The following is an 18,785-nucleotide window of genomic DNA, read 5'->3' as shown; positions in this document are numbered from 1 at the left end:
ATGGATTTGCAAGCCCGTATCCGCCAAATGTTTAACGACAGCATCGAAACCAAAACCCGCGCTATCGACGTGCTAACCCCACAGATCGAGCTAGCCAGTCAGGTAATGGTTAATGCTTTGCTGAGCGAAGGTAAAATCCTTGCTTGCGGCAATGGCGGCAGCGCTGGCGACTCTCAGCATTTCTCCTCTGAGCTACTGAATCGCTTTGAGCGCGAACGCCCAAGCCTGCCCGCCATCGCGCTGACCACCGACAGTTCAACCATCACCTCGATCGCCAACGACTACAGCTACAACGAGATTTTCTCCAAGCAGATTCGCGCCCTCGGCCAACCGGGCGATGTGCTGCTAGCCATCTCCACCAGCGGTAACTCCGGCAACGTAGTGCAAGCGATTCAGGCCGCGCACGATCGCGACATGCATGTGGTCGCCCTGACCGGTCGTGACGGCGGCGAGATGGCTGCGCTATTGCTGCCAGAAGACGTTGAGGTGCGGGTACCGTCTCGCGTCACCGCACGCATTCAAGAAGTGCATCTGCTGGCCATCCACTGCTTGTGTGACCTAATCGACCGTCAATTGTTTGGGAGCGAAGAATGAAGCAAACGCTCAAATCGCTTGCCTGTGTCGGGCTAGTCATCAGCCTAGCCGGCTGCAGTTCAATCTTAAGCGCCACCCGCGACGACCCAATCGTCGATGACCGCGGCACCCGCACCACAGGCAGCGCTATTGATGACAGCCTAATCAGCACCAAGGTGGACGTTAACGTCGACAAAGCCCACCCCGACTTAGCCAGCCAAAGTCGCGTACTCAACGTCACCTACAACGGCGTCGTGCTGCTGATTGGCCAAGTGCCTCGCGCAGAACTGAAAGACCTCGCCGCCCGCGCGGCGCAGAACGTTCAGCGCGTTAAACGCGTACAAAATGAGATCACCATCGGCCAGCCGATTGGTTTTGCCGCGCGCAGTAACGACAGCCTGCTAACCACCAAAATCAAAACCCAGATGCTGGCTGACAGCAACATTCCTGGGCGGCGCATTACGGTCACCACCGAAAATGGCGTGGTCTATTTAATGGGACTACTCACGCGCCAAGAGGCAGATCTCGCCACAGGTTTGGTGCAAGGGATTTCTGGCGTACAGCGCATCGTGCGCGTTTTCGAATACATCAATTAACTCGTCCCACATAAAAAAGGCGACCAATCCAGGTCGCCTTTTTTATTACTTCAGCCTTGGTTACTTCACCACACGCAAACGTGGTTTTTTACCAGAGGCTGGTGAGCCACCGCCGTCATCGTCTGGACCATCATCAGTCCCATCGACCGACTCTGCATCGGCGAGCTCCTCGGGCATGCTGGGCTCTAGATCAAACACCATGCCCTGGCCATTCTCACGCGCATAGATGGCCATGACCGCCTCAACCGGAACGCGCAAGTTATGCGCTTGACCACCAAATCGACCATCAAAAGTTACCCACTGGTTATCCATAAATAGATTACGGATTGCACTGGGCGACAAGTTGAGCACGATCTGGCCATCGTTGACATACGCCTGCGGCACCTCGGTATTGGGCCACTGTGCGTTGACCAAGATATGCGGCGTGGCCTCGTTATCCAGAATCCATTCGTACAGCGCACGCAGCATGTAAGGCCGGCTAGAGGTCATGGCAGCCATAGTTAGCGAATATCCCGCTCGTACTTGGACAAGCTCGCCTGCACGCCCTCGCGCGCGAACATACGCTCCATGTACTCCTGAAGCGGCTTGGCTTGCCGCGGCAGCTCGATATCTAAAATCGGCAAACGCCACAAAATCGGGATCAAGCAGCAATCCACCAAACTGAACTCTTCACCCATGAAGTAAGGCATTTCAGCGAAAATCGGCGAAACACCGATTAGGCTCTCACGCAGCTCTTTACGGGCAGCGGTTACCTCTGCAGGCTTGCGCTTGCTATCCAGAATGGTATCGACCAGACGACACCAATCACGCTCAATGCGCTGCACCAGTTGGCGGCTATTCGCACGCGCCACCGGATAGACTGGCAATAATGGTGGATGAGGGAAACGCTCATCGAGGTATTCCATCATCACATTGGCGTCATACAAGGTCAGATCGCGATCTAACAGTGTTGGCACACTGGCGTATGGATTGGCTTCGAGGAGTTCTTCTGGGTATTTACCCGCTTGAACATCGACGATATCGACCGTAACGCCTTTCTCGGCCAACACAATACGAACACGGTGACAGTACTGGTCACTGGGTTCAGAAAAAAAAGCCATCGTCGAACGCTTGTTGGCAACCGCCATGCGTATCCCCTATTTACTACAAAAATTAAAAACGCAAACGCGCGCCCCTTGTGGGGGCGCGCGTTACTTACAGGCTAGCTGTCGATTAATGCACATCCTTCCAATATTCGCGCTTCAGTAGGTAGGCGAAAATGAAGAAGAAGGCCAAGTACAGCAACACATAACCACCAATACGCTGCGACTCCAGCTTGTTCGGATCAGCCGAATAAGCCAAGAAGGTCACCAAGTTTTTCACCGTAGCGTCAAACTCATCAGCGCTTTGCGTACCCGTTTTCGGCACCACAGTCAGCTCATCGCAGCTTTCTTTGGTAATTGGCTTGGCGGTCAGCGGGTCATAAACCACTTTGTGATTGTCATCACGCAGCGGCACCTGCTTACAACCAATCACCTGACGACCTTGCAAGCCAGCCAGAACGTTCGGCATGCCCACATTGGGGAACAACTTGTTGTTTGCCCCCAAAGGACGCGCGTCATCTTCATAGAAGGTGCGCAAGTAGGTGTACAACCAATCAGCACCACGAACACGCGCGACCAGCGTCAGATCCGGCGGCGCGGCGCCAAACCAAACCTTGGCATCGCCAGCGCGCATACCCGTATTCATGTGATCGCCAATTTTGGCGCCGGTGAAGACCAAGTTATCCATCATCAGCTCGTGCGGAATACCGATATCATCGGCCACGCGCTCATAACGTTGGTACTGCGCTGAGTGACAACCCATGCAGTAGTTGGCAAAGGTTTTTGCGCCATCTTGCAATGCCGCCTGATCACGCAGATCAATATCAACCTTGTCCAGCGGATAACCCGAGCCAGCAGCCAGTGCAACAACCGGCATCAAGGCAATAATCCATGCAAAGAAATGCTTTTTCATTAGCCTGTCACCCTTTCTGGAACCGGTTTGGTCTTTTCCATCCTGGTATAGAACGGCATCAGGATGAAGAACGCGAAATACAGGAAGGTGCACACCTGCGATAGCAGTGTGCGCTCCGGTGTGGGTGACAACACACCCAGCACGCCCAAGATCACGAACGACACAACAAACACAGCCAGCCAAATCTTGCTCATCCAGCCTTTGTAGCGCATCGACTTCACTGGACTACGGTCCAGCCAAGGCAGCACAAACAGAATGGCAATCGCCGCACCCATGGCAATCACACCCAGCAGCTTGTCCGGTACGGCGCGAAGAATCGCGTAATACGGCGTGAAGTACCACACTGGCGCGATGTGCTCAGGCGTCTTGAACGGGTTCGCCGCTTCGAAGTTTGGCTTCTCGAGGAAGTAGCCACCCATTTCTGGGAAGAAGAACACGATGGTGCAGAACACAAACAAGAACACCACTACGCCAACAATATCTTTCACCGTGTAGTACGGATGGAAAGCAATGCCGTCCAGCGGAATACCGTTTTCGTCTTTGTGCTTTTTGATCTCAACGCCGTCAGGGTTGTTTGAACCCACTTCGTGCAGAGCAATGATATGCATCACCACCAAGCCCAAGATCACGATCGGCAGAGCAATCACGTGCAAGGCGAAGAAGCGGTTAAGGGTAATCCCTGAAATCAGGTAGTCACCACGAATCCACTCGGTCAAGCCATCCCCAATGTACGGAATCGCACCGAACAGCGAGATGATCACCTGCGCACCCCAGTACGACATTTGACCCCATGGCAACAAGTAGCCCATGAAGGCTTCCGCCATCAGCGCCAAGTAGATCAGCATACCGAAGATCCACACCAGCTCACGCGGCTGACGGTACGAACCGTACATCAGGCCACGGAACATATGCAGATACACCACCAAGAAGAATGCCGAGGCACCGGTGGAGTGCAGGTAGCGAATAATGTAGCCGTATTCCACATCACGCATGATGTACTCAACCGAGGCAAACGCGCGCTCAGCCGATGGCTCAAAACTCATGGTCAGCCACACGCCGGTCAGGATCTGGTTAACCAGAACCAACAGCGCGAGCGAGCCAAAGAAGTAGAAGAAGTTAAAGTTCTTCGGGGCGTAATACTTACTCAGATGCTCTTCCCACATTTGTGTGGCGGGGAAGCGCGCATCGATCCAGGCCATGAACTTTTCCATCATGCTTTCTCCTGGTCAACACCAACGATGATCACATCATCGGTTTCATAAGTATGCGGCGGTACTGGCAGGTTCAGCGGCGCCGGCTGTGCCTTGTACACACGACCAGCCAAGTCATAACGTGAGCCGTGGCAGGGGCAGAAATAGCCACCTTTCCACTCTGGACCCAAGTCCTGCGGAGCCACTTCAGGGCGGAACGTTGGCGCACAACCCAAGTGGGTGCACAAGCCAACCAACACCAGCAGTTCTGGCTTGATGGAACGCACCTGAGGATCAACATAGGTCGGCTGTACCGACTTCTGCGACGTTGGGTCGGCAACCGAGCCGTCCATCGCAGCCAATGTCTTCAACGTTTCCTCTGTACGGCGCACGATAAACACCGGCTGGCCGCGCCATTCTGCGACCATTTGCTGGCCTGGCTCGAGCTTACCTACGTTTACCTTAACCGGAGCACCTGCGGCTTTCGCCTTAGCACTCGGGAACCATGACCCCACGAACGGGACAGCAGCACCGACTGCACCTGCCGCACCTACCACAGAGGTAGCCGCGATCAGCATGCGACGCCGGCCTACATTCACGCCGTCATTGCTCATTATATGTGTCTCCCCATCGGCTTTACGTGACCCTTTTACAGAGTCTAATCGGGTTGGGAACAACTGCCCAAAAAACCGAGGCATGGTAAAGAAAACCCCTGTTTTTCGCAAGGTGAAGACCAACCGCACTCGACGCAAACATGCGCCACAGAGCGGTTAAATCTTTTTTTCAACGCAAACAAAAACGCCCAAAGACAAGCTTTGGGCGCTTTTGTTGAAGGCAGCGAATTAACGCTTAGAGAACTGCGGACGCTTACGCGCTTTACGCAGACCAACCTTCTTACGTTCAACCTCACGAGCATCGCGAGTTACGTAACCAGCCTTACGCAGCGAAGCGCGCAGGGTCTCGTCGTACTCGATCAGAGCGCGAGTGATACCGTGACGGATAGCACCGGCTTGACCGGAGATACCACCACCAGCAACGGTGACCACGATATCGAACTTTTCAGTGTTCTCAGTCAACTCGAGCGGCTGACGAACAACCATGCGAGCAGTTTCGCGACCGAAGAACTGCTCCAAAGAGCGGTTATTGATGCGAATGTTACCGGTACCCGGACGCAGGAAGACGCGAGCGGTAGCGGTCTTACGACGGCCAGTGCCGTAGTTTTGAGTCGCCGACATAATCAACCTACTCCGTTAAAACTTCAGTTCTTGGGGCTGCTGAGCGGTATGCGGGTGATCAACACCTGCGTACACTTTCAGCTTACGGTACATGGCGCGACCCAGCGGGTTCTTCGGCAGCATGCCCTTAACCGCAGTTTCGATCACACGCTCAGGAGCACGCTCAATCAACTTTTCAAAGCTGATCGACTTAATGCCACCTGGGAAGCCGCTGTGATGGTAGTAAATCTTGTCGCTGGTCTTAGCACCGGTCACGCGTACTTTTTCAGCATTGATAACGACGATGTAATCGCCAGTATCAACGTGAGGAGTGTACTCAGGCTTGTGCTTGCCACGCAGACGCATAGCAATTTCGGTGGCCAAACGACCCAGGGTCTGACCTTCAGCGTCGACTACAAACCAGTCGCGCTTGACCGTTTCCGGTTTTGCAGAAAAAGTTTTCATCTAAATAGCCTCAAGGGCCGCCACGAATTCAGGGCGGCACATCTTACTGGACAGTGCTCATCAATACAAGCATGCAGCCTCGGACTAACGCACCAAAGTGGGGCTCGGGTCGAGCGTCAGTACTGGGCAAATACTCGGCAGGCTAGGCATCCCCCGCCGAAAAGCTGCGGCATTATGCCTAGCTCAGCGAGAAATTCAAGCAAAACAAGGAGATTCTCATGCAACAACGCCCATTAGGCCGCACCCCACTCAACGTTAGCAGCCTATGCCTTGGCAGCATGACCTGGGGCGAACAGAACACTCAAAGCGAAGCCTTTGCCCAAATTGACTGCGCCAAGACCTACGGTATCAATTTTATCGACACGGCAGAAATGTACCCCGTACCGCCGCGCAGCGAGACCTACGGCAGCACCGAGCAAATAATTGGCAACTACTTACAGCAACGCGGTGGCCGCGAGCAGTGGGTTATTGCCAGCAAGGTTGCCGGCCCCGGCAACTGGCTGAACTACATTCGCGACGGACAACCGCGCCTGAATCGCCAGCACATCGACGCCGCCTTAGACGCCAGCCTCAAACGCTTACAAACCGACTACATCGATCTTTATCAACTGCACTGGCCCGACCGTAGCACCAATTTTTTCGGCCAACTCGGGTACCAGCACCAACCTGCGGAAGAATGTACCGCCATCGAAGACACCCTCGAAGCCTTACAGCGCCACGTCGACAGTGGCAAAATCCGCCACATCGGCCTCTCCAACGAAACACCTTGGGGCGCTATGCGCTACCTACATCTCGCCGAGCAACACCAATGGCCGCGCGCGGTGAGCATTCAAAATCCGTACAACCTGCTTAACCGCACCTTTGAGGTCGGCCTTGCGGAAATCGCGCAACGCGAACAACTCGGCCTACTGGCTTATTCTCCCCTAGCCTTTGGCGTTCTGAGCGGCAAATACCTCAACGGGGCCCGCCCCACAGGCGCGCGCCTGTCTTTATTCACTCGCTTTCAGCGCTACACCAACCCTGAAGCCGAACTCGCTTGCGCCCGCTATACCGCCCTAGCTCAAGAACACAATCTCGACCCTGCTCAAATGGCGCTGGCTTATGTCACCAGTCGTACCTTTGTCACCAGCAACATCATCGGCGCCACCAACCTCCAGCAACTGGAAAGCAACCTCGCCAGCTCCGAGCTCCAATTTAGCGAAGAGGTTTTGCAGGGCATTGAAACCATCCACCGCCAACAACCAAATCCCGCGCCATAACGCAAAAGGCCTTATCGCACAGCGATAAGGCCTTTATTTAAACGCCGCAGCCCGCTACTAACTGCGGTCGCCACTCGGTGCCGGCATGGGAAAAGGCATCACATTGCCCTTCGCCTCACTGATCTTCGCCACGCCCAAGCGTTCAACCTCATCAATACGCACCACCGCATTGAGCGGCACATAGCTGCGCTGCACGCCTTCAAACTGCGCTTTGAGCTTTTCTTCGGCAGGATCAACCAGTAATTGCGAACGCTCGCCGAAGACAAACTCTTCAATCTCTAGAAAGCCCCACAGATCGCTCTGAAAGACTTGCCGCGCGTACATTTCAAACACCTGGCCTTGGTTTTGAAAAATCACCCGATAAATTGTTGTCTCTGCCTGACTCATGGCGTTACCGCGCACCCACACACTAAAAGGGCGGCGAGGATAACAAAGCCGAGACAACCGGCGCTAGGAAGCAGCGACCAGCATCCTTATAATGCGCGGTTCAGTCTTGACCTGCGGCTTTCCAACACACTATGGCAAAGAAACTTTATATCCAGACCCACGGCTGCCAGATGAACGAATACGACTCATCGCGCATGGCGGACCTACTTGGCGAACACGGCGCCATGGAGCTGACGGAAAACCCTGACGAAGCCGATGTCATTCTGCTTAACACCTGTTCGATTCGTGAGAAGGCGCAAGAAAAAGTCTTCTCCGAGCTCGGCCGCTGGCGACCACTGAAGCAAAAGAACCCCGACTTGGTGATTGGCGTCGGCGGCTGCGTCGCCAGCCAAGAAGGCGCCGCCCTGCGCGAGCGCGCACCCTTTGTCGACGTCGTGTTTGGCCCGCAAACCCTGCACCGTCTGCCCGAGATGATCGACGCGGCGCGCAGCACCGGCAGCGCGCAAGTCGATGTCAGCTTCCCCGAAATCGAGAAGTTTGACCGCCTCCCCGAGCCACGCGTCGACGGCCCGACCGCGTTCGTTTCGATCATGGAAGGCTGCAGCAAGTACTGCACCTTCTGCGTAGTGCCTTACACCCGCGGCGAGGAAGTCAGCCGTCCGTTCGATGACGTCTTGGCCGAAGTGCTGCACTTGGCTGAAAACGGCGTGCGCGAAGTCACCCTACTGGGCCAGAACGTCAACGCCTACCGCGCCGAAACCCACGGCGGCACCACGGCCGATCTGGCCGAACTGGTCCGCACCATTGCCGCCATCGACGGCATCGAACGCATTCGTTACACCACCAGCCATCCGGTGGAATTCTCGGACAGCCTGATCCAAGCGCACGCCGAAGTTCCGGAACTCGTAGCGCATTTGCACCTGCCTGTTCAGTCCGGCTCCGACCGCGTACTGGCCGCCATGAAGCGCAACCATACGGTGCTTGAGTACAAATCCAAGATCCGCAAACTCAAGGCCGCCGTACCGAATATCTGCATCAGCTCTGACTTCATCATCGGCTTCCCCGGCGAGACCGAAAAAGACTTCGAGCAGACCATGAAGCTGGTGGAGGACGTAGGTTTCGACTTTTCTTACTCCTTCGTTTACAGCGCCCGCCCAGGCACGCCCGCGTCAGATCTCATCGACGACACCCCAGACGACGTCAAGAAGCAGCGCCTGCAAATTCTGCAAGGCCGTCTGAATCAGCAAGGCTTTGAGATCAGCCGCCGCATGGTCGGCACCGAACAGCGCATTCTGGTTACCGACTATTCCAAGAAAGACCCAGGCATGCTGCAGGGCCGCACCGATAACAACCGCGTGGTCAATTTCCGCAGCGACAACCCGCGCCTGATCGGCCAGTTCGTCAAGGTCAGCATCGAAGAAGCCATGCCGCACTCATTGCGCGGCACGCTGTTGTCATAACGTCGCACCCCGCGCGCGCCGCTTTGCATCGCGGCGTGCGCGGGGTATTCTTGCCACCATGTCCCCGCCGCTCTGCGGCCCATGTCATTACTTTGAACAGTCAACTCTCCTCCTTGCAGTTCACGCTGGACGCCAGCGATGCCCAACGCTTCGCCAATTTGTGCGGCCAACTCAATGAGAACCTGCAGCAAATTGAAAAGCGCCTCAACATTCGCATTGCCAACCACGGCACCGCTTTTGATCTGGAAGGCCCAGACGAGCACATCAAGGCGGCTGAACGCCTGATCAAGCGTCTGTACCGCGAAACCCGTAACGGCACCGAACTCACCCCTGCGATTGTGCATTTGTACCTGCAAGAGTCGGCCTTAGAAGACCTCGACGAGCCCAGCGAGGGCGCGCCGATCACCCTAAAGACACGCAAGGCACACATTCGCCCCCGCGGCGCCAACCAGCAGAAGTACGTGAAGTCGATTCAAGACCACGACATCAACTTCGGCATTGGCCCCGCCGGCACAGGCAAAACCTATCTCGCCGTGGCCTGCGCCGTGGATGCACTAGAGCGCGAACAGATCCGCCGCATTTTGTTGGTGCGCCCGGCGGTTGAGGCGGGTGAAAAACTCGGCTTCTTGCCCGGCGATTTGGCGCAAAAAATCGATCCGTACCTGCGCCCTCTGTACGACGCGCTCTACGAAATGCTGGGCTTTGAGCATGTCAGCAAGCTGATTGAGCGCAACGTGATTGAAGTCGCGCCACTGGCCTACATGCGCGGCCGCACCCTCAACAACAGCTTCATTATTTTGGACGAAAGCCAAAACACCACGGTGGAACAAATGAAAATGTTCCTCACCCGTATCGGTTTTGGCTCGACCGCGGTCATTACCGGCGACATCACTCAGGTCGACCTGCCTCGCGGTACCCGTTCAGGCCTCGCCCATGTGGTCAACGTGCTGGATAACGTACCAGGCATTGGTTTTACCCACTTCCGCCCGAAGGATGTGGTACGCCACCCGCTGGTGCAGCGCATTGTTGAGGCCTACGAGGCCTATGAAGACAAACCCGCGCCACGCCGCCACAAGCCCGAGACACCCCAAGCATGAGCCTGATAGTGGATGTCGAGGTTGCCTGCGATGACAGCGGCGTGCCGAGCCCCGAGCAATTTGAACGCTGGTGCAGCATTGCCCTGCGCGAGCGCGAAGACACCGAGCTAGCCATCCGTATCGTCGACACCGACGAAGGTCGCGAACTCAACAACACCTATCGCCACAAGGACTACGCCACCAACGTATTGTCCTTTCCCGCCGACTTACCCGCAGAGCTCAACCTACCGCTACTGGGCGACTTGGCCATTTGTGCGCCGGTGGTCTTGCGTGAAGCGGGCGAGCAACAAAAAACTGTCGAAGCCCACTGGGCGCACATGGTCATCCATGGCTGCCTACACCTGCTGGGCTACGACCATATTGATGACGGCGACGCCGAGGTGATGGAAGCGCTGGAACGCCAGCTGCTAGCAGAACTCGGCTACCCTGATCCCTACCACGAGGAAGAGTGACACCACGATGAGCGAAGAGCGATCGAGCAACGGGCAGAAGTCCTGGCTGAACAAGTTGATGCAGTCTTTTGCCCACGAGCCCAAGAGTCGTCAGGAGCTACTTGAACTGCTCCACGAAGCCCATCACAACAAGCTCCTCGACAGCGAAGCGTTGTCGATTGTCGAAGGCGCTATTCAAGTGTCGGATCTGCAAGTGCGCGACATCATGGTGCCGCGCTCGCAGATGACCACCATCAAGGCGGGTCAAACCCCGCGCGAGTTTCTCCCAGGCGTGCTCGAAACCGCGCACTCACGCTACCCCATTGTTGGCGACAGCAATGATGAAGTGCTGGGCATCCTGCTGGCTAAAGACTTGCTGCCTTTGGTGCTTAAGCCTGAAGAGGAATTTAACCTCAAGGACTTACTGCGCCCCGCCACCTTTGTGCCGGAATCCAAGCGCTTAAACGTGCTGCTGAAAGACTTCCGCACCACACGCAATCACATGGCCATCGTGATTGACGAATACGGCGGCGTGGCCGGCTTAGTCACTATTGAAGACGTGCTTGAGCAAATCGTCGGTGAGATCGAAGACGAGCACGACGTCGCCGAAGACAGCTACGTCAAGCCGCTCCCCAGCGGCGATTGCATCGTCAAAGCACTCACCCCGATCGAAGACTTCAACGAATTCTTCGAGACCGAATTCTCCGAAGAAGACTTCGACACCATCGGCGGCTTGGTGATGAACCACTTTGGCCACCTGCCTAAGCGCAACGAGGTGGTCGAAATCCACGGTTTCCGCTTCCGCATTTTGCACGCTGATAGCCGTCGCATTCACCTGCTGCGCGTCACACCGGGCAACGCCAACTGAGGTTTCTATGCTGCGCCGTTTTGTTAAGCCGGGCTGGGCCGGTCACTTGCTGGCCCTGCTCGTCGGCGCTTGCACGCCGCTGGCGTTAGCGCCTTTCGATATTTGGCCGATCGCACTGCTGATCACCGGCCTACTTTATTTACTGCTGCAAAACCTCACGCCCCACCAAGCCCTGCAGCGCGGCTGGAGCTTCGGCCTCGGCGCATTTCTTACCGGCACCGGCTGGATTTACGTCAGCATTCACGATTACGGCGCCGCATCACCGTTATTGGCCGGCGGACTAACACTGGCGTTTTGCGCCGGCGTGGCGCTGTTTTTTGCCCTGCCCGCTTACGTGTGGGCGCGCTGGTTGCGCCAGTCACCCGGCCTGCTTAACCCGCTGATTTTTGCCGCCTGCTGGACGCTGGGCGAAATCTTTCGCGGCTGGTTCTTAACCGGCTTTCCGTGGTTGTACTTAGGCTACAGCCAACTGGATGGCCCGCTGGCCGGCTTGGCGCCAGTCGGCGGTGTTTGGCTGATTTCCTTTGCCATCACCTTAAGCGCCGCCTGTTTTGCCGAATTGTTCACCACGCGTCACGACACCCCCACACGCTTTGCCATGGCTGGCTTATTGAGCTTACCGTGGCTGGGTGCCGTGCTGGCTGGCAGCCTAAGCTGGACCACCCCGCTAGGTGAGCCGGTAAAGGTCAGCCTAGTGCAGGGCAATATCAACCAAGCGCTGAAATGGCAGCCGGAAGAGCTGACCCGTACGCTGCGCCTGTACCGTGATCTGAGTCTCGACGAGCAGGCCGACATCATCGTCTGGCCGGAAACCGCCGTGCCCATCCTGCGCGAATACGCCGAAGACTACTTAAGCGAGCTGGATCAACTGATGAACCAAAGCCAACGCGCGCTCATCACCGGCATTCCGCTGCGCGAGGCTGCACCGCACGGTTGGCGCTACTTCAATGGCATCACCGTACTGGGCAATGGCGAAGGCACTTATTTGAAGCAAAAGCTGGTGCCCTTTGGCGAATACGTCCCGTTAGAAGACTGGTTACGCGGCCTGATCAGCTTCTTCGACCTGCCCATGAGCAACTTCTCTCGCGGCGGCGACGCGCAGAGCCTGCTGGAAGCGCAAGGCTTACAGTTCGCCAGCTACATTTGCTATGAAGTGGTGTACCCCGACTTTGCCGCGCGCCTCGCCGCCGACAGCAGTGTGCTGCTCACCGTCAGCAACGATGCCTGGTTCGGCGACTCCATCGGCCCGCTGCAACACCTGCAAATGGCACAGATGCGCGCACTGGAAGCCAATCGCTGGATGCTGCGCGCCACCAACACCGGCGTTACCGCTTTCATTAGCCCCGACGGCCGTATCAGCAGCCGCTTACCAGCCTTCGAGCAAGGCGTGTTGCGCGGCAGCGTGCAGCCCGTGCAAGGGCTAACGCCCTATTTGCGCTGGCAGAGCTGGCCACTGCTGACACTCTGCCTGTTACTGGCAGCACTGGCTATTTGGCAGCGTCAGCGCGTTACTAAAGCGGAACTGGCTTCTGCGTAAAGCCACGGGTACAGCAGCAAGCCAACCCATTCATTAAATAGCGCTTGGCTTTGCCACAGCGCTTTGCCCTCGGGCGCCCAACCACCACCGGGGCGTCCGTGTGCTGCGCTCATAAAGCCCATCGGCGCACTGATCACCTCGAAACCTTGCTGTTCAAAACACCAACGGGCGCGCGGCATGTGCCACGCCTGCGTGACCAGCACGACGCGCTTAATGCCTTCGGCTTTAAGCAACGGCGCACTGTAAACCGCGTTTTCCCACGTTGTGCGGCTTTGTTCTTCTTGCCAGCGTAGCGGCACGCCAAAGTCGGCCAGCATCTCGCCAGCCAAGGCGGCTTCACTGGGCGGCTGGCCAAAATGCAAACCACCACTGGCAAGCACCGGCAAACCACTGGCTTTGGCTAAACGCGCGGCGTAATGCAGGCGTTCAGCGGCATACAGGCTAGGCACATCGCCACCCCAGCCCGGATCAGCGCGCTCACGCCCACCACCGAGCACCACAATGGTCTGCGCCTGTTTCGCCCAATCGCTTTGCCAATCCAGCGCCGGCTCGCGCTCTAACAGCTGCGCTTGCCACTGCACCACCGCCGGCGCGGCCATCGCCAGCAGGCCAAGCAGGCTCACGGCAAACACAGCATTGGCCAATCGCGGCCAACGGCTACGCAACAGCCACGCCAAGAGCAAGCCCAGCAGCAAACCGCCGGGCGGCAATAAAAACATTTTCAGCAGATAACGCAGTTCCATGAGCGCCCCCAAGGTAAGAGCGCGCAAGGATATCAGCGTCGTTGGATGGCTCTAAACAAACTTGAGCCACAATTCGGGCAGGGTTGCACGCCTTTACGCGGCTGTTGGATCAGCGAGGTTTGGCACAGCGCGCACACCAAGCCGCAGGGCTCGTCATTCAAGGTCGCTGGCGGTTCACTCTGCTGGCACAGGGTTAAGCTGCGCATGCGCCGTGCGGCGGCGTGCCAGCCACGCAACCACTGTAAGTCACGTTGTACAAAGGCGCGCAGCCACGCCACTTCTTCTTCAGATAGTCCTTCCAGATCGACTTCTGCCGGCGCCGCTCCACCCTCCGCACTGTGTTCATCGGCGTCCTCAAGGGCGTGCACGACACGTTCCAGCAAGCGTTCGTAGAGACCGTCGGCGAAGACTTCATCCTGCTTCACAGTCGCCATGGTCAAGCCTCATTCAATACTGCATCTAGCTACCTTCAAAGCGTAGACCCTGACACTCGCGCACCAAGGCAGGTGCGACAAACGGTCTGCAGGCTACCGTCACAGGCGGGGTCTCAGGTATCCTTGCTGTTTTTCCACCGTCAGGTCGCAGCGCCCAGTTATGCACGAGCAATACCAGCATCACGATGTCGAAGCCCAAGCCCAGCAAGCCTGGGATAGCGCGCAATCCTTTAAGGTCCAAGAACAGCCGGGCAAGGAGAAGTTCTATTGCCTGTCGATGTTCCCCTACCCCAGCGGCAAACTGCACATGGGGCACGTGCGCAACTACACCATCGGTGACGTGATCAGCCGCTACATGCGTATGCAGGGCAAGAACGTACTGCAACCCATGGGCTGGGACGCCTTCGGCATGCCGGCCGAAAACGCCGCGATGAAAAACGGCGTCGCACCGGCCAAGTGGACCTACGAAAACATCGACTACATGAAGACTCAGCTCAAATCGCTGGGTTTAGCCATTGATTGGTCGCGCGAAGTCACCACGTGCAAGCCCGACTACTACCGTTGGGAGCAATGGCTGTTCACCAAGCTGTTTGAAAAAGGCGTGATTTACCGCAAGAACGGCACCGTGAACTGGGACCCGGTTGACCAAACCGTTCTGGCCAACGAGCAAGTGATCGACGGTCGCGGCTGGCGTTCCGGCGCGCTGATCGAAAAGCGCGAAATCCCCATGTACTACTTCAAGATCACCGCCTACGCGGATGAGCTGTTAAGTAGCCTCGATGAACTGGATGGCTGGCCTGAACAGGTCAAGACCATGCAGCGCAACTGGATTGGCAAGAGCTTTGGCGCCGACATCGTGTTTGATTACGACGTCGCCAGCATCGGCATTGAAGGCCAGCTCAAGGTCTACTCCACCCGCCCTGACACCCTGATGGGCGCCACCTACGTGGCAGTGGCCGCCGAGCACCCGCTGGCGCAGCGCGCCGCTGAAAGCAGCGCCGAGCTACAAGCCTTCATCGCCGAATGCAAAGCCGGCTCCGTGGCAGAGGCCGACATGGCCACCATGGAAAAAAAAGGCTTCGCCACCGGCCAGTACGTGATTCACCCGCTGACTGGCGACAAACTGCCGGTATTCGTCGCCAACTATGTTTTGTGGGGCTATGGCGAAGGCGCCGTGATGGCCGTACCGGCGCACGACGAGCGTGATTTTGAGTTCGCCCACAAGTACGCCTGCACCATCACGCAAGTGTATAGCGCCGCCGACAAAGACTATGACGCCAACACTTGGCAAGCGTGGTACGGCGACAAAGACGGTCTGACCACGATCAACTCCGGCGTTTACGACGGCAAGACCTTTACCGAGGCTTTCGACGCCATCGTCGCCGACCTCGAAGCCAAGCAGCACGGCACCCGCAAGACTCAGTTCCGCCTGCGCGACTGGGGCATTAGCCGCCAGCGTTACTGGGGCTGCCCGATCCCGATCATCCACTGCCCAAGCTGTGGTGATGTGCCGGTGCCGGCCGAACAACTGCCGGTGGTTCTGCCGGAAGATGTCATCCCCGATGGCGCTGGCAGCCCACTGGCAAAAATGCCGGCGTTCTACGAATGCACCTGCCCCACCTGCGGCAGCGCGGCCAAGCGCGAAACCGACACCATGGACACCTTTGTCGAGTCGTCGTGGTACTACGCCCGCTACGCCTCACCGCAGTTCACCGCCGGCATGGTCGACAAAGACGCCGCCAACTATTGGCTGCCCGTTGATCAGTACATCGGCGGCATTGAACACGCCATTTTGCACCTGCTCTACGCGCGCTTCTTCCACAAACTGATGCGTGACGAAGGCCTGGTCGATAGCAACGAACCGTTCAAAAACCTGCTGACCCAAGGCATGGTCGTCGCCGACACCTACTTCCGCACGTTGGAAAACGGCGGCAAAGACTGGTTCAACCCCGCCGATGTCACCGTCGAGCGTGACAGCAAAGGCAAGATCATCGCCGCCAAGCTGATTGCCGACGGCCAGCCCGTGGAAATCGGCGGCACAGAAAAAATGTCCAAGTCGAAAAACAACGGCGTGGACCCGCAAACCATGATCGACGCCTACGGCGCCGACACCTGCCGTCTCTTCATGATGTTCGCGTCACCACCGGACATGAGCCTTGAGTGGTCTGACGCCGGCGCTGAAGGTGCCAACCGCTTTATGCGCCGCGTATGGCGCTTGGCTCACAGCCACGTCAACGCCGGTCCAGTGACTGCATTAGACGTCAGCACACTGGATGATGGGCAAAAAGATATCCGCCGCAGCATTCACTTGGCGATCAAACAAGCCAGCCAAGATATTGGCCAACACCACAAGTTCAACACCGCCATCGCGGCCGTGATGACCCTGATGAATGTGTTGGAGAAGGCCCCGACCGCCACCGCCCAAGACCGCGCCCTGCTGCAAGAAGGCCTTGAAGCCGTGGTACTGCTGCTCGGCCCGATTACGCCGCACATCGGCCACGGCCTCTGGCAAGCATTGGGCCATAGCGACTTGCTGATCGACGCCACGTGGCCAAGCGTGGATGAAAACGCGCTGGTACAAGACACACTGGAGTTGGTCGTCCAAGTCAACGGCAAGCTGCGTGGCCACATTCATGTCGCCGCCGAAGCCAGCCGCGAACACATCGAACAAACCGCCTTGGCTTGCGACAGCGCCGCGCGCTTCCTCGAGGGCGTTACCGTGCGCAAAGTGATCGTCGTACCCGGCAAATTGGTTAACATCGTGGCCAACTAAGGCGACACTCACCCTATTCCGGCGCAGCGTGCTGCGCCGATCACTAATCACCCAGATTAAGAACAATCAGACTCAAGGAGAGTCGAGCATGAAGAACAACACGCTGTCCGCCCTGCTGGTGCTGGTGATGTCCAGCCTGCTGGTTGCTTGCGGCTTTCAACTGCGCGGCACGGGTGCTGCGGCCTTCCAGCTGCAAACGCTGAATGTCACCGCCCGCGACACCTATGGCGAGCTACAAAAAGACGTGCGCCAAGCCCTAGAAAACGCCGGCGTAGCGGTCAACAGCAGCGCCCCCTTCACCCTCGACCTCGCTCAAGAGAAGCGTGAAGTGCGTACCGCCAGTTACAGCTACTCCACTCAGAGCGCTGAAAATCGCCTGATGCGCAGCTTGGATTACCAAATTCGCGACAATAAAGGCTTGGTACTGTTAAGCGACCGCATCGATGTTGAGCGCTACTACAGCACCTACAACGCCATCAGCAACACCGAGCAAGAAGCCCAGCTCGATCGCGAAATACGCAACGATGTCGTGCAGCAACTGATGCTGCGCCTGCAACAACTGACTACCAGTCAACTGGAAGCACTGCAGCGCCAAGAGCAAGCCAAACAGCGCGCCGAGCAAGAAGCCCGCGCCGCGGCACAACAAAACGCCACTCCGGCCGCGCAATAAGCGTGGCATCACAGGGGCCGCAAGGCCCCTTGTGCACTCTGAATGAAGCTCAATAGCAACCAGCTCAGCCGCCACCTCAACGGTGACCTTCTGCCCATTTACGTGGTGAGCGGTGACGACCCACTGCTATCGCAAGAAGCCTGCGACGCCATTCGCCAACAGGCACGCAGCCAGGGCTTCAGTGAGCGCGACGTGTTTCATGTCGACAACCAACACTTTGACTGGAGCCAAGTGCTGCAAGCCGGCAACAGCTTGTCGTTGTTTGCCGACAAACGCCTGATGGAGCTGCGCATCGCCAATGGCAAACCCGGTGACAGCGGAGCCAAGGCCATTCTCAGCCTGCTTGAGCGCCCACCAGAAGACACCTTACTACTGCTGATTTTGCCCAAGCTGGACGGCACCACCGCGCGCAGCAAATGGGCCAAAGCCCTGCAAGAAAGCCCTGCCAGCGGCTTTATTCAGCTGTGGCCGATTGAAGCACACCAGCTGCCGCAGTGGATCAGCCAGCGCCTCGCCCAAGGCGGCCTCAGCGCCACCCCCGAAGCAATCGAAGTGCTGTGTCAGCGCGTTGAAGGCAATTTGCTCGCCGCCGCGCAAGAAGTAGAAAAGCTCAAACTGCTGGCCGACGGCACACAAGTCACCCTCGACACCATCCAAGCCAGCGTTGGCGAGAGCGCACGATACGACGTCTTCGGCCTTGTCGACGCCCTGCTCGCCGGCGATGCTGAGCATGTACTGCGCATGCTGCAAGGCTTACGCGGCGAAGGCGTCGAGCCGCCAGTACTGCTGTGGGCGCTCAGCCGCGAACTGCGCAATCTCGCCAGCTTGGCGCAATTGACCAACGGCGGCCTGCCATTTGACCGCGCGTGCAGTCAAATGAAGCCGCCCATTTGGGATAAACGCAAACCACTGGTCAGCCGCGCGCTCAACCGCCTTAGCAGCGATCGCTGGAGCGCGCTGTTACAAGACGCGCAGCACATCGACGCGCAAATCAAAGGCCAAGCCGCCGGCGACCCTTGGCTGCTACTCAGCCAAGTGTGCCTAAAAATGTGCGGCAAAAAGCTTAAGCTCCCCAGCGCCCGTCTTTACTAAC

At 57.4% G+C, this 18,785-nt stretch carries 21 protein-coding genes; 11 read left to right on the top strand and 10 right to left on the bottom strand.

Translation table 11 applies throughout. The annotated features are described in order from the left end of the window. Together MKI83_RS15480 and MKI83_RS15475 are read left to right on the top strand one after the other, a co-directional pair. A complete protein-coding gene (locus MKI83_RS15480) occupies positions 1-594 on the top strand; it encodes a phosphoheptose isomerase (protein WP_241588126.1) in 594 nt (197 codons plus the stop codon). Then, a complete protein-coding gene (locus MKI83_RS15475) occupies positions 591-1,169 on the top strand; it encodes a BON domain-containing protein (RefSeq protein WP_241588125.1) in 579 nt (192 codons plus the stop codon). The genes MKI83_RS15480 and MKI83_RS15475 overlap by 4 nt, the downstream gene beginning before the upstream one ends. A gap of 60 nt (positions 1,170-1,229) precedes the next feature. Here MKI83_RS15475 and MKI83_RS15470 read toward each other — a convergent pair whose 3' ends face one another. The 7 genes from MKI83_RS15470 to rplM form a co-directional block, all read right to left on the bottom strand. Continuing rightward, complete coding sequence (locus MKI83_RS15470; protein ID WP_241588232.1) at positions 1,230-1,658, bottom strand: ClpXP protease specificity-enhancing factor; 429 nt, start codon at positions 1,656-1,658, stop codon at positions 1,230-1,232. A gap of 11 nt (positions 1,659-1,669) precedes the next feature. Further along, entirely contained in the window at positions 1,670-2,296 is a 627-nt protein-coding gene (locus MKI83_RS15465) for a glutathione S-transferase N-terminal domain-containing protein (RefSeq protein WP_241588124.1), read from the bottom strand. 85 nt (positions 2,297-2,381) lie between these two features. Next, positions 2,382-3,164 carry a cytochrome c1 gene (locus MKI83_RS15460; RefSeq protein WP_241588123.1) on the bottom strand — a complete coding sequence of 261 codons (783 nt, stop codon included), beginning with the start codon at positions 3,162-3,164 and terminating at the stop codon, positions 2,382-2,384. Next, positions 3,164-4,375, bottom strand: coding sequence for a cytochrome b (locus tag MKI83_RS15455; RefSeq protein WP_241588231.1), 1,212 nt, complete (start codon positions 4,373-4,375; stop codon positions 3,164-3,166). Before MKI83_RS15455 ends, MKI83_RS15460 begins: the two co-directional genes overlap by 1 nt. Then, positions 4,375-4,968, bottom strand: coding sequence for a ubiquinol-cytochrome c reductase iron-sulfur subunit (gene petA, locus MKI83_RS15450; protein ID WP_241588122.1), 594 nt, complete (start codon positions 4,966-4,968; stop codon positions 4,375-4,377). Before petA ends, MKI83_RS15455 begins: the two co-directional genes overlap by 1 nt. 228 nt (positions 4,969-5,196) lie before the next feature. Next, positions 5,197-5,589 carry a 30S ribosomal protein S9 gene (gene rpsI, locus MKI83_RS15445; RefSeq protein WP_241588121.1) on the bottom strand — a complete coding sequence of 131 codons (393 nt, stop codon included), beginning with the start codon at positions 5,587-5,589 and terminating at the stop codon, positions 5,197-5,199. A 15-nt stretch (positions 5,590-5,604) separates the two neighbouring features. Then, the gene (gene rplM / locus MKI83_RS15440; protein WP_241588120.1) at positions 5,605-6,033 is read right to left on the bottom strand and encodes a 50S ribosomal protein L13; all 429 of its coding nucleotides are present in this window, start codon (positions 6,031-6,033) and stop codon (positions 5,605-5,607) included. A 218-nt stretch (positions 6,034-6,251) separates the two neighbouring features. On the opposite strand from rplM, the gene MKI83_RS15435 reads away from it, so the two are divergent. Beyond that, positions 6,252-7,292: an NADP(H)-dependent aldo-keto reductase gene (locus tag MKI83_RS15435; protein WP_241588118.1), complete on the top strand. Its 1,041-nt coding sequence runs from the start codon at positions 6,252-6,254 to the stop codon at positions 7,290-7,292. A 57-nt stretch (positions 7,293-7,349) separates the two neighbouring features. On the opposite strand, the gene MKI83_RS15430 is transcribed toward MKI83_RS15435, so the two are convergent. Next, positions 7,350-7,679: a DUF1820 family protein gene (locus MKI83_RS15430; RefSeq protein ID WP_241588116.1), complete on the bottom strand. Its 330-nt coding sequence runs from the start codon at positions 7,677-7,679 to the stop codon at positions 7,350-7,352. Between the two features lie 131 nt (positions 7,680-7,810). On the opposite strand from MKI83_RS15430, the gene miaB reads away from it, so the two are divergent. The 5 genes from miaB to lnt all read left to right on the top strand — a co-directional run bounded on the left by miaB (position 7,811) and on the right by lnt (position 13,072). After that, positions 7,811-9,139 (top strand): tRNA (N6-isopentenyl adenosine(37)-C2)-methylthiotransferase MiaB, encoded by a 1,329-nt coding sequence (miaB, locus tag MKI83_RS15425; RefSeq protein ID WP_241588114.1) that lies wholly within the window; start codon positions 7,811-7,813, stop codon positions 9,137-9,139. Positions 9,140-9,231: 92 nt separating this feature from the next. Continuing rightward, on the top strand, positions 9,232-10,236 hold the full coding sequence (locus tag MKI83_RS15420) for a PhoH family protein (protein ID WP_241588112.1): 1,005 nt from the start codon (positions 9,232-9,234) through the stop codon (positions 10,234-10,236). Further along, positions 10,233-10,688: an rRNA maturation RNase YbeY gene (gene ybeY, locus MKI83_RS15415; protein WP_241588111.1), complete on the top strand. Its 456-nt coding sequence runs from the start codon at positions 10,233-10,235 to the stop codon at positions 10,686-10,688. The genes MKI83_RS15420 and ybeY overlap by 4 nt, the downstream gene beginning before the upstream one ends. Positions 10,689-10,695: 7 nt before the next feature. After that, positions 10,696-11,535, top strand: coding sequence for a CorC family transporter (locus tag MKI83_RS15410; protein WP_241588110.1), 840 nt, complete (start codon positions 10,696-10,698; stop codon positions 11,533-11,535). 10 nt (positions 11,536-11,545) lie between these two features. Then, positions 11,546-13,072, top strand: a complete 1,527-nt coding sequence (gene lnt / locus MKI83_RS15405) for an apolipoprotein N-acyltransferase (RefSeq protein ID WP_241588230.1) — start codon at positions 11,546-11,548, stop codon at positions 13,070-13,072. On the opposite strand, the gene MKI83_RS15400 is transcribed toward lnt, so the two are convergent. Then, entirely contained in the window at positions 13,036-13,815 is a 780-nt protein-coding gene (locus tag MKI83_RS15400) for a YdcF family protein (RefSeq protein ID WP_241588109.1), read from the bottom strand. The genes lnt and MKI83_RS15400 overlap by 37 nt on opposite strands. A 32-nt stretch (positions 13,816-13,847) precedes the next feature. Then, positions 13,848-14,249: a hypothetical protein gene (locus MKI83_RS15395; RefSeq protein ID WP_241588108.1), complete on the bottom strand. Its 402-nt coding sequence runs from the start codon at positions 14,247-14,249 to the stop codon at positions 13,848-13,850. A gap of 160 nt (positions 14,250-14,409) precedes the next feature. On the opposite strand from MKI83_RS15395, the gene leuS reads away from it, so the two are divergent. The 3 genes from leuS to holA all read left to right on the top strand — a co-directional run bounded on the left by leuS (position 14,410) and on the right by holA (position 18,784). Beyond that, positions 14,410-17,022, top strand: coding sequence for a leucine--tRNA ligase (gene leuS / locus MKI83_RS15390; protein WP_241588107.1), 2,613 nt, complete (start codon positions 14,410-14,412; stop codon positions 17,020-17,022). Positions 17,023-17,110: 88 nt separating this feature from the next. Next, positions 17,111-17,692 carry an LPS-assembly lipoprotein LptE gene (locus MKI83_RS15385; RefSeq protein ID WP_241588106.1) on the top strand — a complete coding sequence of 194 codons (582 nt, stop codon included), beginning with the start codon at positions 17,111-17,113 and terminating at the stop codon, positions 17,690-17,692. Positions 17,693-17,734: 42 nt separating this feature from the next. After that, positions 17,735-18,784 carry a DNA polymerase III subunit delta gene (gene holA / locus MKI83_RS15380; RefSeq protein WP_241588105.1) on the top strand — a complete coding sequence of 350 codons (1,050 nt, stop codon included), beginning with the start codon at positions 17,735-17,737 and terminating at the stop codon, positions 18,782-18,784. Position 18,785 lies beyond the last annotated feature (1 nt).

The organism is Atopomonas sediminilitoris (assembly GCF_022601735.1).
Classification (GTDB): domain Bacteria; phylum Pseudomonadota; class Gammaproteobacteria; order Pseudomonadales; family Pseudomonadaceae; genus Atopomonas; species Atopomonas sediminilitoris.
This window is presented reverse-complemented; position numbering and strand designations above follow the sequence as displayed.

What these genes read in the sequence shown, in the direction of transcription:
- MKI83_RS15470 (WP_241588232.1), bottom strand. Translation starts at nt 1,658, where the DNA reads ATGACCTCTAGCCGGCCTTACATGCTGCGTGCGCTGTACGAATGGATT.
- holA (WP_241588105.1), top strand. Translation starts at nt 17,735, where the DNA reads ATGAAGCTCAATAGCAACCAGCTCAGCCGCCACCTCAACGGTGACCTT.
- MKI83_RS15400 (WP_241588109.1), bottom strand. Translation starts at nt 13,815, where the DNA reads ATGGAACTGCGTTATCTGCTGAAAATGTTTTTATTGCCGCCCGGCGGT.
- MKI83_RS15455 (WP_241588231.1), bottom strand. Translation starts at nt 4,375, where the DNA reads ATGGAAAAGTTCATGGCCTGGATCGATGCGCGCTTCCCCGCCACACAA.
- MKI83_RS15435 (WP_241588118.1), top strand. Translation starts at nt 6,252, where the DNA reads ATGCAACAACGCCCATTAGGCCGCACCCCACTCAACGTTAGCAGCCTA.
- MKI83_RS15430 (WP_241588116.1), bottom strand. Translation starts at nt 7,679, where the DNA reads ATGAGTCAGGCAGAGACAACAATTTATCGGGTGATTTTTCAAAACCAA.
- MKI83_RS15385 (WP_241588106.1), top strand. Translation starts at nt 17,111, where the DNA reads ATGAAGAACAACACGCTGTCCGCCCTGCTGGTGCTGGTGATGTCCAGC.
- leuS (WP_241588107.1), top strand. Translation starts at nt 14,410, where the DNA reads ATGCACGAGCAATACCAGCATCACGATGTCGAAGCCCAAGCCCAGCAA.
- MKI83_RS15410 (WP_241588110.1), top strand. Translation starts at nt 10,696, where the DNA reads ATGAGCGAAGAGCGATCGAGCAACGGGCAGAAGTCCTGGCTGAACAAG.
- MKI83_RS15460 (WP_241588123.1), bottom strand. Translation starts at nt 3,164, where the DNA reads ATGAAAAAGCATTTCTTTGCATGGATTATTGCCTTGATGCCGGTTGTT.
- MKI83_RS15475 (WP_241588125.1), top strand. Translation starts at nt 591, where the DNA reads ATGAAGCAAACGCTCAAATCGCTTGCCTGTGTCGGGCTAGTCATCAGC.
- rplM (WP_241588120.1), bottom strand. Translation starts at nt 6,033, where the DNA reads ATGAAAACTTTTTCTGCAAAACCGGAAACGGTCAAGCGCGACTGGTTT.
- miaB (WP_241588114.1), top strand. Translation starts at nt 7,811, where the DNA reads ATGGCAAAGAAACTTTATATCCAGACCCACGGCTGCCAGATGAACGAA.
- MKI83_RS15395 (WP_241588108.1), bottom strand. Translation starts at nt 14,249, where the DNA reads ATGGCGACTGTGAAGCAGGATGAAGTCTTCGCCGACGGTCTCTACGAA.
- rpsI (WP_241588121.1), bottom strand. Translation starts at nt 5,589, where the DNA reads ATGTCGGCGACTCAAAACTACGGCACTGGCCGTCGTAAGACCGCTACC.
- MKI83_RS15465 (WP_241588124.1), bottom strand. Translation starts at nt 2,296, where the DNA reads ATGGCGGTTGCCAACAAGCGTTCGACGATGGCTTTTTTTTCTGAACCC.
- MKI83_RS15480 (WP_241588126.1), top strand. Translation starts at nt 1, where the DNA reads ATGGATTTGCAAGCCCGTATCCGCCAAATGTTTAACGACAGCATCGAA.
- ybeY (WP_241588111.1), top strand. Translation starts at nt 10,233, where the DNA reads ATGAGCCTGATAGTGGATGTCGAGGTTGCCTGCGATGACAGCGGCGTG.
- petA (WP_241588122.1), bottom strand. Translation starts at nt 4,968, where the DNA reads ATGAGCAATGACGGCGTGAATGTAGGCCGGCGTCGCATGCTGATCGCG.